The sequence below is a fragment of the Sphingobium sp. genome, assembly GCF_048594625.1.
In the GTDB taxonomy this organism is placed as follows: Bacteria; Pseudomonadota; Alphaproteobacteria; order Sphingomonadales; family Sphingomonadaceae; genus Sphingobium.
In genome coordinates this window covers 45,773-61,703 of record NZ_JBMDWL010000007.1, presented here as the reverse complement: position 1 = coordinate 61,703, position 15,931 = coordinate 45,773, and the positions used below count along the sequence as shown (strand labels likewise).

The window sequence follows — 15,931 nt, the reverse complement described above, 5'->3', positions numbered from 1 at the left end:
ACGATTGAGGGAATAGGCGCCCATGCACATCCGGGCGCCAATCGATCAGTGCTCCGATCAGGAGCCAGGGAGAGGAAGGGTTTCATGACTGTGAAGACTGTTTCGCCGCGCCGTGCCGCGTTGCTGGCCGGCATTTCGATCGCCAGCATCGTGCTGGGGTGCAGCGTCCATGCGCAGGATGCCACGACGCCGCAGACCGCTGCCGCCGCCGATGAAGGCGACATCGTCGTGACCGGCGTGCGCGCCAGCCTTCAGGGCGCGCAGGCGATCAAGCGTAATAGCGACGTCATCGTCGATTCCATCGTTGCGGAAGACATCGGCAAATTGCCCGACCGCAACGTCGCCGAAGCGTTGCAGCGCATCACCGGCATCCAGATCGAACGCAGCTATGGCGAAGGCAGCGCGGTCGCGATCCGTGGTCTGAGCCAGGTCCGCACCGAAATCAACGGCCGCGACGTATTCACCGCCAATGGTGGCCGCACGCTGAGCCTGGAGGACGTGCCGTCCGAACTGCTGGCCGGCGTCGATGTCTACAAGAACCCGTCGGCCGACCTGATCGAAGGCGGCATCGGCGGCCTCATCAACCTGCGCACCCGCAAGCCCTTTGATTTCGACGGGTTCAAGGCATCGGCCAGCGCCAGCGTCAACTATTATGACATGTACGGCAAGTCGAAGCCGCAGGCGAACCTGCTGTTGTCCGACCGTTGGGATACGGGCATCGGCGAAATCGGCATCATGGTCGACCTCGCCTATCAGAAGACCGCCTTCCGTCAGGATCAGATCAGCAGCCAGCCTTTCTTCCTGCTCGACCAGTCGGTCGGCGCCAACGGCGCGCCCAATAATGCGACCGACTATGCGACGGCGCAGGGCCTCAATCGTCTGGGCAAGCCGACCTATCTGCCCCATGGCGTGGGCATCGGCCAGTATCTGGGCGATCGCCGCCGCATCGGCGCCGATGTCGCGGTTCAGTGGAAGCCGACCGATACGCTGCTGGTGACGGGCGAATATGTCCGTTCGGACTATAAGTTCCAATATGGCGACTACAGCTTCTTCGCCTATACCGGCACTAATCCGATCACCCCGGATTATTCGGCACCGTTCACCTTCGACGAAGACGGTAATTTCCGCAGCGGCACCTTCGTCAATGTCCCGATCGATTCCAACACCAGTCTGGAACGCCGCAAGTCGGTGACCAACGACTTCTCGCTGAACCTGAAGTGGAACCCGACCAGCAACCTGACCGTCACCGCCGATGGCCAGTATATTCGCGGCGTCACCGATGGTCAGCGTTCGATCGTCATCCTGCATTCCAATGCCGAACGCCTGACGCAGGTGGTGGGCAATGGCGTGCCCACGATGGACATCCTGCCCGACAACAACCCCGCGAACGGCAATGGTCTGGTGACGGACGTCGCCAATTACGCGCCGCTGGGCGGTGGTTATCTGGACCATATCGACCATTCGGTGGGTAAGGAATATGCGGGCCGTCTGGACGCGGAATATCGGTTCGACGCGGGTATCCTGCGTTCGCTGTCGGCAGGCATCCGCTATACCGATCGTACCGCGGTGACCGACAGCAGCACCTATGCCTATTATGGCACCAGCGCGCTCGCCAACGATCTGTACGAAGTCCACAAGTTCCGCGGCGACCTGTATCGCGGGTTCCAGGGCGTGCCCGCGGGCGCGGTCTTCTTCGATCGCAACGTCGTGCTGGATTATGATGGCACGCGTCAGGCGCTGGCCCCCTATGTCGACGCGTCGCAGCGTCAGGCGTTGCTGGACGGCGTCAGCTATGTCCCCAGCGACCGCAACCGGCAGGGTGAAAAGACCTATACCGCCTATGGCCTTGCCAAGTTCGACTTCGCCGATGCCGGTTTCCCGCTGGACGGCAATATCGGCGTGCGCGTGGTGAAGACGAAGGTGTCGACCGACGGTTTCAGCGTCCAGACGCCGCAGACCACGGTTGGCGGCCTGCCCGCCAACGGCCCGATCAGCTACGTGCCGATCAGCGTCAATTCCAGCTATACCAAGGCGCTGCCCAGCCTCAACCTGCGCTACCGCTTCACCGATCAGTTGCAGTTGCGCCTTGCCGCGTCGAAGGGTCTGACCCGCCCCGACTTCTCGCAGCTGAACCCCAACATCAACATCGTGGAACTCAATCCGGGCAACGGCATCCGCACGTCTTCGTCGGGTAACCCGTATCTCAAGCCGCTGGAAGCGACCCAGTTCGACGCCTCGCTGGAATGGTATTTCTCGCGCACCGGGTCGATCTATGCCGCCGGTTTCTACAAGAAGGTGGATGGTTTCATCGCCAATATCGCCACGGACGAAACCTATGATTTCGGCAATGGTCCCTTCACCGTGTCGGTCAGCCGTCCGCTCAATGGCGACAATGGCAAGATCAAGGGTTTTGAAGTGGGCGGCAACACCTTCTTCGACTTCCTGCCGGGCTGGCTGTCGGGTTTTGGCGCGCAGGCCAACTTCACCTATGTCGACAGCAAGGCGCCAAGCCCCGCTGCGGCCGACAATGAAGGCAATGCGCTGGTCGTGCCTTTGGAAAAGCTGTCGAAATACAGCTACAACCTGATGGGCTTCTATGACAAGGGACCGATCTCGGCCCGCGTCGCCTATAACTGGCGCAGCAAATATGTCGTGACGACGCGCGGCAACGGCAGCGGCGAATTGCCGATCTTCAACGCCGCCCGCGGACAGGTGGACGCATCGCTGACCTATACGGTGAACGAGAATTTCGCCCTGACCGTCGACGGCGTGAACCTGACCGACACGGAAAACCGCACCTATTATGGTATTCCGAGCCGGCCGCAGTCGTCGGTGCTGAATGATCGTCGCATCAGCATCACCGCCCGCCTGACCTATTGATAAGCCATGCGGGCGTTTATAGCGTCCCATCCTGAGCAGGCCGGACCCGATACGGGCCGGCCTGCCTTTCAGGAAACGGAGAGGGTGGCCGATGTCGATAGAAGAGACGGGAAAAGGCGGTGGTGGTCGCATCGCCATGGCGCTGACCATAGGGCTGTTTTTCCTGTGGGGCGTCGCCAATAACCTGAACGATGTGCTGATCGCCCATTTCCGGCAGGTATTTTCGCTGACGGATTTTCAGTCGGGGCTGGTGCAGTCGGCCTTTTACCTCGGCTATTTCTGTTTCGCCATTCCGGCGGCTCTGGTGGCCGAACGGATGGGATATAAGGCAACGGTGATATTGGGGCTGTTGCTGTTCGGCGGCGGCGCGTTGCTGTTCCTGCCGGCATCGATCCAGCTGAGCTATGCTTTCTTTCTGGTCGCGCTCTTCGTGATCGCCAGCGGCCTCGCCTTTCTGGAAACGGCCGCCAATCCGATGGTCGCGACGATGGGACCGGCCGACGGCGCAGCACGGCGGCTCAATCTGGCGCAGGCGTTCAATCCTTTGGGTTCGATGACCGGCGTGGCGCTGGGCGCGACGCTGATCCTGTCCGACCACCATGCCAATGCCGTTGCGGGGGCAGCGGCGGTGCGCCTGCCCTATGCCGTCATCGCGCTGGTCGTGCTGGGATGGGCGGCGGCGCTGGCCCTGACCCGTTTCCCGCGCGCCGCCACGGAAGCCGTTCGCGGGACCGGCACACCGTTCGCGGGCTACGGCGCGCTGCTGCGTCGCCCCCGCTATCTGGCGGGCGTGGCCGCACAGTTTTTCTATGTAGGCGCGCAGGTCGGCATCTGGAGCTATCTGATCCGTTACGCGCAGGCGGTCGCGCCGAACATCGACGCCACACAGGCGGCATGGCTCCTCACCCTGTCGCTGGCGCTGTTCATGGTCGGCCGCTTCATCGGGGCCGCCTTGCTCGCCCGGTTCGACGGCGCGCGATTGATGGCCCTGTTCGCGGGCATCAATATCGCCCTGTCGATGATCGCCGTTCTGGGCGGCATGGCGGGCCTGATCGCCCTGGTGGCGGCCAGCTTCTTCATGTCCATCATGTACCCCACCATCTTTGCCCTGTCGCTGCGCGACCTTGGCCCGCTGACCAAGGCAGGGGCGTCGATGATCGTCATGGCGATCATCGGGGGGGCGGTGCTGACCATGGCGATGGGGCTGTTGTCCGACCTGTCCGGCGCGATCCGCGCGGCCATGCTGGTGCCAGCGCTCTGTTTCACCATCGTCGCGCTTTACGCCTTTGCAGCGACAAAAGGGGGGAAAGCATGATCCCGCAACTGGGCATGGGCACCGCGCCCATCGGCAATCTCTACCGCGTCGTCGGCGATGAAGAGGCGCAGGCCACGCTGAACGCCGCATGGGACGCGGGCATCCGCTATTATGACAGCGCGCCCCATTATGGGTTCGGGCTGGCGGAACGGCGGCTGGGCGCCATGCTGGCGGCGCGCGACATGGCGGGCGAGGCAGTCATTTCCACGAAGGTCGGTCGCCTTCTGGTGCCGACACAGGCGCAGGGCGAACGGCATGGCTTCGTCGATGCCGATCCCTATGACCCGGTTTTCGACTATGGACATGACGCGGTGCTGCGATCCTTCGACGGCAGCCGCGCGCGGTTGAGGCGCGAACGGATCGATCTGTTGCTGGCGCATGATCTGGGGCGGATGACCCATGGCGACGCGCATGAAGACCATCTGCGCGCCTTTCTGAGTGGCGGATACCGGGCGATGCGCGATCTGCGCGATGCGGGGGCGGTCGGCGCAATCGGCATCGGCGTCAACGAAGTCGCGATCTGCAACGCACTGCTCGACCATGTCGAGCTGGACATGATCCTGCTGGCGGGCCGCTACACGCTGCTAGACCGCAGCGCCGAACCATTGCTGGAGCGGTGCGCCACGCTGGGCGTGCAGGTCATCGTAGGGGGCCCCTATAATAGCGGCATATTGGCCCGTGACCTCACCGGACCGCTGCATTTCGACTATAGGACGCCGAGCGCCGACATCATCGACAGGGCAAAGCGACTGGCGCAGACATGCGCCGATACAGGTGTTTTCCTGCCCGCTGCGGCGCTGCAATTCCCGTTGCGCCATGCGGCGGTGGCGGCCGTTATTCCGGGGCTGGTCGGCGTCGATCAGGTGACCGATACGATGGTGCGAATGGCCGCGGACCTGCCGGACACGCTATGGCCCATGCTGGACGACGTGCAGGCAAAGGCGGAACCGGCGATGTTGCAGGGCGATGCGCGGCTGATCCTGCTGCACCCCGACGACAATGTCCTGATCTGTGTCCGGCCGATCGAGGCGGGCGACATGCTGGCCCTATCCCATGGCACCATCACCGCGGGACAGGCGATTCCCATCGGCCATAAAGTGGCCCGCAAACCGATCGCGCCCGGAGAAAAGATCATCAAATATGGCGCGCCGATCGGATCGATGACAGCAGCGGCAATGGCCGGCGAATGGGTGCACATGCATAATATGAAGAGCGACTATATCAGCAGCCACACGCGCACCGCGCTGGAGAAGCAGCCATGATCCGCGCATGGCAGAGGCAGGATGGGCGAAAGGGCATTCGCAACGTCGTGGCCGTCGCCTATCTGGTCGAATGCGCGCATCATGTCGCCCGTCGGATCGTGGACAAGGCGGACGATCCCGATGTCCAGCTGATCGGCTTTCCCGGCTGCTATCCCAATGCCTATGCCGCCAAGGTGATGGAGGCGATCGCCACCCATCCCAATGTCGGCGGTCTGGTGATCGTGTCGCTGGGCTGCGAAAGCTTCAACCGCGAACGGCTGTTGGCAGTCACGCGGGAAAGCGGACGTCCCGCAGAACTGCTGGTCATTCAGGAAGTCGGCGGCACGGCGGCCACCATCGCCGCAGGGCTGGAAGCGGTGGAACGGGTGCGCGCCGCCGTCGCCGATGTCCAACGGGTGCCGATGGGCGTCGACGAACTGGTAGTCGGCACGATCTGCGGCGGGTCGGACGGGACCAGCGGCATCACCGCCAATCCGGCGGTGGGGCGCGCATTCGACCAGCTGGTGGCAGACGGCGCGGCCTGCATCTTTGAAGAAACGGGCGAGCTGGTCGGTTGCGAAAAGATCATGGCCGATCGCGCCCGCACGCCCGAACTGGCCGATGCTATCGAAGCGTGCGTGCAAAAGGCGGAACGTTATTACACGATCATGGGCTTTGGCAGTTTCGCGCCGGGCAATGCCGAAGGCGGCCTGACGACGCAGGAAGAAAAGTCGATGGGCGCCTATAGCAAGTCCGGTTCATCCACCATTGATGGTATTTTGAAGCCGGGCGACGTGCCGCCCGCTGGCGGCCTGTACCTGCTGGATGTCGTGCCCGATGGCGAACCGCGTTTCGGCTTTCCCAATATTTCCGACAACGCCGAAATCGTCGAGCTGATCGCCTGTGGTGCGCATCTGACGCTGTTCACCACCGGGCGCGGCTCCGTGGTGGGATCGGCCATTTCGCCGGTCATCAAGATTTGCGCCAATCCCGATACCGGGCGCCGTCTGGCCGCCGATATGGACGTCAATGCGGGCCGCATATTGGAAGGTGAAGCCACGCTGGAGCAGGTCGGCACCGAAATTTACGACCGGGTGCTCGCCGTTGCGGCGGGCGAACGCAGCATTTCAGAATCCCTTGGCCATCAGGAGTTTATTTTGACCTACAAGGCTTTCGATCCCATCGGCCCCGAATGTCTGCCCTTGAAAAGCCGGACGGGGGCGCACGCATGAGCGGGCGTCTGGAGGGCAAGGTCGCGCTGATTACCGCGGCGGCGCGAGGCATCGGTCGGGCTACGGCGCAGCGTTTCGTGGCGGAAGGCGCGCGGGTCATCGCGACCGACCGGGACGTACAGGCGCTTGAAGGGCTGGAAGGATGCGATCTGCGCATGCTCGATGCGACGGATGGCGATGCCGTGCACGCGCTGGCGGCAGAGGTTGGCCCCATCGACATACTCGCCAACATTGCAGGCGTGGTCCATGCCGGCAATATCCTTGAATGCAGCCAGGACGACTGGGATTTCGCCCTGTCGCTCAACATGACCGCCATGTACCACACCATCCGCGCCTTCCTGCCCGGCATGGTCGACAAGGGCGCGGGGGCCATCGTCAACATGTCTTCCATCGCCAGTTCGGTGAAGGGCATTCCCAACCGTTTTGCCTATGGCGCCAGCAAGGCGGGCGTGATCGGCCTGACCAAGGCGGTCGCCGCCGATTTCGTGGGTCAGGGCATTCGCTGCAACTGCATCTGCCCCGGCACCATCGATACGCCATCGCTGCAACAGCGGCTGCACGACACCGGCGATTATGCCGCCGCGCAGGCGGCCTTCATCGCGCGTCAGCCGATGGGACGGCTGGGCCGGGCGGAGGAAATCGCCGCGCTGGTCCTCTATCTCGCCAGCGATGACGCGGCCTTCACCACCGGCGCCGTCCATGTGATCGACGGCGGGTGGGTCAATTGATGCGGCATGTCCTGCTGATCGACCTGATCGACGATGCGCAGGCGATCGCGCAATATGAGGCGTGGCATGCGACGGGCGCGCTGCCACCCGCCATCGGCGCCAGCATTCGCGCGGCGGACATCATTGCCATGGACATTTACCGCACCGGCAATCGCCTGGTCATGCTGATGGAGACCGGTCCCGGCTTCGATCCCGCCGCCAAAGCGGCGGCCGATGCCGCCGACCCGACGGTGCAGGCGTGGGAGGCGCAGATGAACGGAGTGCAACGCCCCCTGCCATGGGCCGACCCGCAGGCCAAATGGACGGTCGCCGACCGCATCTTCTCCCTAAGCGAACAGCCCTGAAAGGCCCGGACATGATCTTCAAACGGACTTTGATCGCCGCCAGCCTGCTGGCCAGCGTTCCCGCTCTGGCGCAGGGCGATGTACCGCATATCGAAAGCAAAGCCGGTCGTCATGTGATGATCGTCGATGGCGCGCCTTTCCTGATGCTGGGCGGTCAGGTGAACAACAGCAGCAATTATGCCGAACCGCTGGCAAAGGTGTGGCCGGTGCTGGACCGGATCGGCGCCAATGTGGTGGAAGCGCCCATCGCGTGGGAGCAGCTGGAGCCGAAGGAAGGCATCTATGATTTCAGCTTCGTCCAGACCCTGCTGGATGAAGCGCGCCGTCACGACAAGCGGATCGTGCTGCTGTGGTTCGGCGCATGGAAGAATACCGGCCTTGCCTACACACCCGACTGGGTGAAGCTGGACAATCGCCGCTTCCCCCGGATGAAGACGAAGGATGGGCAGGATCATGGCGTATTGTCGCCCCATGGCGCAGCGACTTTGGAAGCGGACAAGCGCGCTTTCCTGAAGCTCATGACCTATATTCGCGATCATGACGCGCAGAATACGGTCATCATGGTGCAGCCGGAAAATGAAGTCGGCAGTTACAAGAATCCGCGTGATTATGGCGCGGTGGCGCAGAAGCTGTTCGACGGGCCGGTGCCGGCCGCGCTGACGAAACGGATGAAGAAGCCGGGCGGCAGCTGGTCTACCGTCTTTGGCGATCAGGCCGATCGCGCCTTCAACACATGGCATACCGCCCGTTATATCGAAGTGCTGGCCAATGCGGGCAAGGCGATCAAGCCGCTGCCCATGTATGTGAACGCATCGCTGGGCGATCCCTTCGCCAAACCCGATCCGATGGCGCTGTCTAGCGGCGGGCCGCAGGGCGACGTCATCGACATATGGAAGGCGGCGGCCCCCTCCATCGATTTCGCCGCGCCCGACATTTACGACCGGGCGAGCCGCAACGTCTTCAAACATCTCGATCTCTACACCCGGCCCGACAATGCGCTGATGGTGCCTGAAATCGGCAATGCCGCCGAATATGCCCGCTATTTCTGGGCCGCGATGGGGCGCGGGGCGATCGGCTTTTCACCCTTTGGCATGGATGACACCGGCTATTACAACTATCCGCTGGGGGCGAAGCGTTTCGACGATGCCACGCTGGACGCCTTTGCCGCCAAATATCGGGTGATGGCCGCCGCGCCATGGGCAAAGATCGCCTTCGACCATCCGGTCTGGGGCACGGCCAAGCCCGACGATGGCGCGCCGGTCAGCACGACCATGGGCGACTGGACGATCACGGCCAGCTTTGGCCAATGGCAGTTTGGTCAGCGCGAATGGTTCCCTAAGGCGGATTTGCCAGCCTGGGCGACCGAAGCGACCGGCGGCACCGTGGTAGCGCAACTGTCCGCCAATGAATTTCTCTTCACCGGCGATCATGTCCGGCTGAACTTCGCACCAAAGGAAGGCAGCGCGCCCGGCGGCATGATCCTGCGCGTGGAGGAAGGCCATTTCGACAAGGGCCTGTGGGTCATGGACCGCATCTGGAACGGGGACCAGACCGATTATGGCATCAACATCATCGACCATCCGGTATGGATCAAGGTGACGATGGGCCGCTATCGCTAGAGCGATTTCCAAGCGATCGGAACCGATCGCTGGTTAAGAAATCGCGGGAAACAAAAGACTTAGAGCGGTCATCTGATCCAATCAGATCGAAAACCGCTCTAAACCGGCGCAAGGGCCGCTGGACTGCGCGGGGATCAGGGACAGGGCCGGGCTGGCGATGTCGGCCGGCGCCTGCCCCGCAACCATCTGACCCTCTATCATGGCGATCAGCTGGCGGGTCGCCATTTCCGCCATGTCGCCAAAGGGGCGGGACACGGTGGTGAGCGACGGCGTCAGCATCTCCGCCAATATGCTCCCGTCGAAACCCACCACCGAAAGCGCGGCGGGGACGGCCACGCCATGTTCGGCCGCAACCTTCAGCACGCCTGCGGCCATGATGTCGTTGGCGGCAAAAATGGCGGTCGGGGCGGGGGAGGCGGCCAGCAGGGCCTGCGCCGCCAGCACGCCCGACGCCAGGCTGTAATCCCCTTCCGCCTCTGCCACCGGGGCCAGCCCGGCATCGGCCAGCGCATCGACAAAGCCGTCGCGCCGTTCGATGGCGGAAATCATGTCCTGCGGCCCGGTGATCATCGCGATCCGGCGATGGCCCAGCGCCAGCAGATGCCGCGCCACATCACCCGCCGCCTGCCGTTCCTGCGACAGCAGCACGGCGCCATAGCCCTCTATGGGCACCGCCGAAATCGCAACGGCTGGCACATGGTCGCGTGCCAGCGCGGCGGGCAATCCCGCCATGTCGGACACCGGCGGCATCACCACCAGCCCGTCGACCCGCGCCCGCCGGGCAAAGCCCAGCACATCTTCAGCAGCGCCGGGATCGCCCATGGGCACGCTATGGCCGATCACTTCATAACCACGGCGCGTCGCTTCCCGCACGATGCCGCGTTGCACGCTGTCCAGCACTAGAGCATTGCGATCATTATGCACCAGACCGATGAGGAAGGATCGCCCCTTTGCCAGCGCGCGGGCGCGCAGGCTGGGGCGGAAATTCAGCCGGTCGATCGCATCCTGGATCCGGGTCCGGGTGTCGTCATTCACCTTGGGCGAATGGTTGAGAACGCGCGAAACGGTGCGGATGGACACGCCCGCCAGTGCCGCCACATCGTTGATGGTCGGTTCGCCGGAGCTGAGTCCATTTTGGGGCATAGGGGCTTTCTGGAAAGGTCAGGACGTGCCTTCTCTTAGGCGAGGCGGCCCGTCCTGACAAATCGTCCGCTCGCCGGTCAGGCGGCGCTCGCCAACGGGCGCTGCGGCGCGTCGGGCAGGCGATACGCCTTGCGCACCAGATTATAGGCCAAATCCTGTGCCAGTTCCTGCGCTTCCCAGTCGCGCAGCCGCCCTTCGGCGACGAGCCGCGCCAGAAATGCGCAATCGACCCGCCGCGCGACGTCGTGTCGCGCCGGGATCGACAGAAAAGCGCGGGTGTCGTCGTTGAAACCTACCGTATTGTAAAAACCCGCCGTCTCCGTCGTCATCTCGCGGAAACGCATCATGCCTTCCGGACTGTCGTGGAACCACCATGCCGGACCCAGTTTGAGGCAGGGATAATGGCCCGCCAGCGGTGCCAGTTCGCGGGCATAGGTGCTTTCGTCCAGCGTGAAGAGGATGATCGACAGGTCCGCTTCATTGCCGAATGCGTCGAGCAGGGGTTTCAGCCCGCCGACATAATCGGTGCGGCCGGGAATATCCGCCCCCTTGTCGCGCCCATAATGCTGATGCAGCCAGCTGTTATGATTGCGGCAGGCCCCCGGATGGATCTGCATCACCAGCCCGTCGTCCAGGCTCAAGCGCGCCATTTCGGTCAGCATCTGCGCACGGAACATCTCGGCGTCCTGCGCGGTCCGGTCCGATCCGACGATGCGATCGAACAGGGCGGCCGACTCCGCGGCCGACAGATTGGCCGTGCGCGCGCTCTGATGCCCATGGTCGGTGGAGGTTGCCCCCATGGCGATGAAATCCTGCCGCCGTCTGGCATGGGCGCGCAGATAACCGCGCCATGTCATCACATCCTCACCCGTCAGTTCAGCGAAGGCGGCCATGCTGGCATGGAAATCCTCATGTTCCGGATCGACCACCGCATCGGGGCGGTAGGCGGTCACGACCTGCCCGTTCCAGCCCGACTTGCGGATGGCATCATGATGGTCGAGCCGTTCATGCGCTCCTTCGGTCGTGGCGATCAGTTCGATGTTGAACCGGTCGAACAGCGCGCGCGGGCGAAAGGCCGGAGTGCCGAGCAGTTCGCCGATCCGGTCGAAATAAAGATCGGCCGTTTCCGCAGTCAGGGCGACGTCGAAACCGAAGACTTCGGCGAAGACATGGTCCAGCCACATGCGCGACGGCGTGCCCCGGAACAGATGCTGGTTGCTGGCAAAGATGCGCCATGCCGCACGCGGGTCCGCATCGCCGGGCACGCCATGGGCGGGCACGCCCAGCGCCTCCAGCTTCACGCCCTGACTGTAGAGCATGCGATAGAGATAATGGTCGGGCGCCAGCAGCAGCGTGGTCGCATCCTCCCAAGCCGCATTGGTGGCGAACCATGCCGGGTCAGTATGGCCATGCGGGCTGACGATGGGCAGCGCGGCAACGCCGTCATACAGCGCGCAAGCGATGGCGCGCGTACCGGGATCGGCCGGGAACAGGCGGTTGGGGTCCAGCATCAACGGCTGCATGCATCTTCTCCTTTTGGCTTGTGCCAGCGTTGGCACAAATGCTATGAAAGCGCAATGGAGACGATGTCAGACACAATGGATCAGCCTGTTCACGCCCTGCCGGACGCCGTCCGCATCGCGCCGCAGGACAATGTTGCCGTGGCGCTGCGCGCGCTGGAAGCGGGTGAAACCATCGATGTCGCGGGGCAGGAAATCACCCTGTCCGAACCGATCGGGCGGGGGCATAAAATCGCGTTGCATGCCTTATCGCCGGGCGATCCCGTGCGCCGCTATGGCTGGCCGATCGGCAGCGCGACCGAAGCGATTCCGGCTGGCGCCCATGTCCACAGCCACAACCTCCACACCAATTTGAAGGCGGAAGAGCCATATAGTTTCGCACCCATGGCGGCGGGCGTTGCGGGACAGGCCGATCAACGCTGGCAGTTTCAGGGCTATCGCCGTGTCGACGGCAGCGTTGGCACCCGCAACGAAATCTGGGTGATCCCGACCGTAGGCTGCGTCGCGCGCACCGCCGAACGGATCGCAAAACAGGCGGCGCATCGTCATGCCGGACAGGCCGACAATGTGCTGGCCTTTCCACACCCGCTGGGCTGCTCTCAGCTGGGCGACGATCTGGACGGCACCGCGCGGGTGCTGGCGGCGCTGGCGGCCAATCCCAACGCCGGCGGCGTGCTCATCATCGGGTTGGGGTGTGAGGAAAACCAGCTGTCCAGGCTGCTGGAGCGTATTCCGGCCCAACGCCGCGACCGCATCCGCAGCGTCGGCGCACAGATCAGCGCGGACGAATATGAAGCGGCGGCGCAGGCGATCGACGAACTGGTCGCCATCGCATCGCAGGACCGGCGCGAAACGGTAGACATCGGTGCGCTGCGCCTTGGCCTGAAATGCGGCGGGTCGGACGGGCTGAGCGGCATCACCGCCAACCCGCTGATCGGTCGCGCCGCCGATGTCGTGACGCAGGCAGGCGGGCAGGCGATCCTGACCGAAATTCCCGAAATCTTCGGCGCCGAACGGCTATTGATGCAACGCGCGACCGACGAACCGGTGTTCGATGCACTGGTCGCGCTGGTCAATCGTTTCAAACGCTATTTCATCGACCATGGCGAACCGATTTCGGAAAATCCCAGCCCCGGCAATGTCGCGGGCGGCATCACCACGCTGGAGGAAAAATCGCTGGGCGCGGTGCAGAAGGGCGGACATGCCACCGTCACCGATGTGCTGGCCTATGGCGAAACGCTGCGCCGTCCGGGGCTGACCTTGCTGGAGGCGCCGGGCAATGACGCGGTATCGACGACCGCACTCGCCGCCGCTGGGGCGACGATGACGCTCTTTTCCACCGGCCGCGGCACGCCGCTGGGCAGCCCCATTCCCACGCTGAAGCTGGCCACCAATCACGACCTCGCCCGGCGCAAGCCCGGCTGGATCGATTTCGACGCGGCGCAGGTGCTGGACGATGGGCTGGATGCCGCGACCGACGCGCTGATGGCGCGCATCTGCGCCATCGCATCGGGCGAACCGGCACGCAACGAAGTGAATGACGAACGCGACATCGCCATCTGGAAACGCGGCGTTACCCTTTGACCGAAATCCCACAGGAATTATCCATGTCCCGCCCCTTGCCGCGCCTGTCGTCCGCCACGCTGGATGCCCTGCCTGCCGCCGTCGCGCGTCCATCCTATGACCGGGCGCAGGTGAAGCCCGGCGTCGTGCATCTGGGCATCGGCGCCTTTCATCGGGCGCATCAGGCGGTGATGTTCGACGATGCCCTGTCGGCGGGCGATCTGCGTTGGGGCATCCGCGCCGTATCGTTGCGCTCGCCCGGCGTGCGCGACCAGATGATGCCGCAAAATGGCCTCTATCACATACTGGTGCGCGATGGTTCGGATGTCGCCATACGCACCATCGGCGCTGTGCTGGACGTAAAGGTCGCGCCCGAAGATCCGGCGGCGGTCGTGGCCATGCTGGCCGATGCCGACACCCATATCGTTACGATGACGGTAACGGAAAAGGGCTATAAGCTCGATCCTGCCAGCGGCGCGCTGCTGACCGATGATCCGCAACTGGCGGCCGATATTGCCAGCCTTGATGCGCCGGTCACCGCGCCCGGCTTTCTGGTGGCGGCGCTGGCCATCAGGCGGGCAAGGGGCATGGCGCCCTTTACCGCCATTTCCTGCGACAATCTGCCCAGCAACGGGCATCGCCTACGCAGCGCGGTGATCGCGCTGGCGCAGCGGCATGACCCCGCACTGGCCGAATGGATCGCACGGAAAGGGGCATTCCCCGAAACCATGGTCGACCGCATCGTGCCCGCCACGACGGCCGATGATGTCGCGGCCTTCGCCAGCGACCATGGCCTGACCGACGACGCGCTGGTCAAGACCGAGCCGTTCACCCAATGGGTGATTGAGGATCGCTTCTGCGGTCCGCGCCCCGACTTTGGCCCCGGCGTTCAGATCACCGCCGCCGTCGCGCCATGGGAGGAGGCGAAACTGCGCCTGCTCAACGGCGCGCATAGCGCCATCGCCTATCTGGGCGGCCTTGCGGGGATCGCCCATGTGCATGAAGTTCTGGAGCACGCGCCCATGCGCGCCTTTGTCGAACGGCTGTGGGATGAAGCGGAAACAACCCTGTCGCCGCCTGCCGAACTGAATGTCGCCCACTATCGCCGTGAATTGATGGCGCGCTTCGACAATGGCGCGCTGATGCATCGCACGCATCAGATCGCGATGGACGGATCGCAGAAACTGCCGCAGCGCCTGCTCGCCACCATCGCCCATCGCCGCGCCGCAGGGCAGGGCGTCGATGCGCTGTCGCTGGGTGTGGCGGCGTGGATCCGGTGGCAGGCGGGCGTCAACGATCATGGCGTGTCCCATGTCGTGGACGATCCGCTGGCCGACCGGCTGGCGCAATTGCTGGCGACGCAGACGGATGCGGCTGGCAGGGTCAGGACCATCCTCGACTGCGAAGCGATCGTGCCTGCTTCCTTGCGGGACGATAGCGCCTTTGCCGACATGCTCACCGGCCATCTGGACAGCCTCGAACGCAAAGGCGCCATGGCCACCGTGATGGCCATGGCACCGGTTGCCGCCTGATCAGGCGGCGTCGACCAGCACGATTTCGCTGTCCTCGATCGCGGTGACGCGAATGACATCGACATCGCGGATGGCGACGCCGTCGCGCGCATTGGCGCGGACATCGTCGATCTGGATCGCGCCGGTGGCGGGGACCAGATAGGCCTTGCGATCGCTGCCGATCGGATAGTCGGCGCTTTCGCCCGCTTTCAACGTGGCGGCGACGATCCGCGCGTCCGTCCGGATGGGCAGGGCGTCATTGTCATTTTCATAACCCGATGCCAGCGTCACGAACTGGCCGGACCGTTCACCCCTTGGGAAGGGACGGGCGCCCCAGCTGGGCGCTTCGCCCTGGCGGGTGGGGATGATCCAGATCTGGAAGATCTTCGTTACAATATCTTCCCGGTTATATTCCGAATGGCGGATGCCCGTGCCCGCGCTCATCACCTGTACATCACCCGCTTCGGTCCGGCCCTTGTTGCCCAGACTGTCTTCATGGGTGATCGCGCCTTCGCGGACATAGGTGATGATTTCCATGTCGCGGTGGGGGTGGGGCGGAAAACCGGTATGCGGCGCGATGGTGTCGTCGTTCCAGACGCGCAGATTGCCCCAGTGCATGCGCGCCGGATCATGATAGCCAGCGAAGGAAAAATGATGCTTGGCGTCCAGCCAGCCATGATTGTCGCCGCCGAGGCTGTCGAAGGGGCGCAGTTCGATCATCGTCACATCTCCTGTGCGGGGCGGAAGATCGCCGGGATGGCGCCGCCCTGTTGAAGATGCTTGTAGCGCCGACCAGCTTTCCTGATCAGATGGATAAAATCTATCAAACCATTCT

12 protein-coding genes are annotated in these 15,931 nt (G+C 63.8%); 9 read left to right on the top strand and 3 right to left on the bottom strand.

Annotated features, from left to right (window positions below; translation table 11 throughout):
* Nucleotides 1–84 precede the first annotated feature (84 nt).
* The 7 genes from ACOJSJ_RS00795 (at nt 85) to ACOJSJ_RS00765 (ending at nt 9,359) form a co-directional block, all read left to right on the top strand.
* A complete protein-coding gene (locus ACOJSJ_RS00795) occupies nt 85–2,880 on the top strand; it encodes a TonB-dependent receptor (RefSeq protein ID WP_420143080.1) in 2,796 nt (931 codons plus the stop codon).
* Between the two features lie 91 nt (nt 2,881–2,971).
* Nucleotides 2,972–4,195, top strand: a complete 1,224-nt coding sequence (gene fucP / locus ACOJSJ_RS00790) for an L-fucose:H+ symporter permease (protein ID WP_420143079.1) — start codon at nt 2,972–2,974, stop codon at nt 4,193–4,195.
* Nucleotides 4,192–5,457, top strand: a complete 1,266-nt coding sequence (locus ACOJSJ_RS00785) for an aldo/keto reductase (RefSeq protein ID WP_420143078.1) — start codon at nt 4,192–4,194, stop codon at nt 5,455–5,457. The genes fucP and ACOJSJ_RS00785 overlap by 4 nt, the downstream gene beginning before the upstream one ends.
* On the top strand, nt 5,454–6,668 hold the full coding sequence (locus ACOJSJ_RS00780) for a UxaA family hydrolase (protein ID WP_420143077.1): 1,215 nt from the start codon (nt 5,454–5,456) through the stop codon (nt 6,666–6,668). Before ACOJSJ_RS00785 ends, ACOJSJ_RS00780 begins: the two co-directional genes overlap by 4 nt.
* On the top strand, nt 6,665–7,396 hold the full coding sequence (locus tag ACOJSJ_RS00775; RefSeq protein ID WP_420143076.1) for an SDR family oxidoreductase: 732 nt from the start codon (nt 6,665–6,667) through the stop codon (nt 7,394–7,396). Before ACOJSJ_RS00780 ends, ACOJSJ_RS00775 begins: the two co-directional genes overlap by 4 nt.
* On the top strand, nt 7,396–7,740 hold the full coding sequence (locus ACOJSJ_RS00770; protein ID WP_420143075.1) for an L-rhamnose mutarotase: 345 nt from the start codon (nt 7,396–7,398) through the stop codon (nt 7,738–7,740). The genes ACOJSJ_RS00775 and ACOJSJ_RS00770 overlap by 1 nt, the downstream gene beginning before the upstream one ends.
* Before the next feature lie 11 nt (nt 7,741–7,751).
* Nucleotides 7,752–9,359, top strand: a complete 1,608-nt coding sequence (locus tag ACOJSJ_RS00765) for a DUF5597 domain-containing protein (RefSeq protein ID WP_420143074.1) — start codon at nt 7,752–7,754, stop codon at nt 9,357–9,359.
* Between the two features lie 81 nt (nt 9,360–9,440).
* Here ACOJSJ_RS00765 and ACOJSJ_RS00760 read toward each other — a convergent pair whose 3' ends face one another.
* Both ACOJSJ_RS00760 and uxaC read right to left on the bottom strand, forming a co-directional pair.
* Nucleotides 9,441–10,502: a LacI family DNA-binding transcriptional regulator gene (locus ACOJSJ_RS00760; RefSeq protein ID WP_420143073.1), complete on the bottom strand. Its 1,062-nt coding sequence runs from the start codon at nt 10,500–10,502 to the stop codon at nt 9,441–9,443.
* A gap of 77 nt (nt 10,503–10,579) precedes the next feature.
* A complete protein-coding gene (uxaC, locus tag ACOJSJ_RS00755; protein ID WP_420143072.1) occupies nt 10,580–12,025 on the bottom strand; it encodes a glucuronate isomerase in 1,446 nt (481 codons plus the stop codon).
* A gap of 63 nt (nt 12,026–12,088) precedes the next feature.
* On the opposite strand from uxaC, the gene ACOJSJ_RS00750 reads away from it, so the two are divergent.
* Nucleotides 12,089–13,606, top strand: coding sequence for a UxaA family hydrolase (locus ACOJSJ_RS00750; protein ID WP_420143071.1), 1,518 nt, complete (start codon nt 12,089–12,091; stop codon nt 13,604–13,606).
* Between the two features lie 35 nt (nt 13,607–13,641).
* Nucleotides 13,642–15,117, top strand: coding sequence for a mannitol dehydrogenase family protein (locus tag ACOJSJ_RS00745; RefSeq protein WP_420143106.1), 1,476 nt, complete (start codon nt 13,642–13,644; stop codon nt 15,115–15,117).
* Here the strand turns inward: ACOJSJ_RS00745 and ACOJSJ_RS00740 are convergent, their stop codons facing one another.
* Nucleotides 15,118–15,816, bottom strand: coding sequence for a pirin family protein (locus ACOJSJ_RS00740; RefSeq protein ID WP_420143070.1), 699 nt, complete (start codon nt 15,814–15,816; stop codon nt 15,118–15,120).
* Nucleotides 15,817–15,931 lie beyond the last annotated feature (115 nt).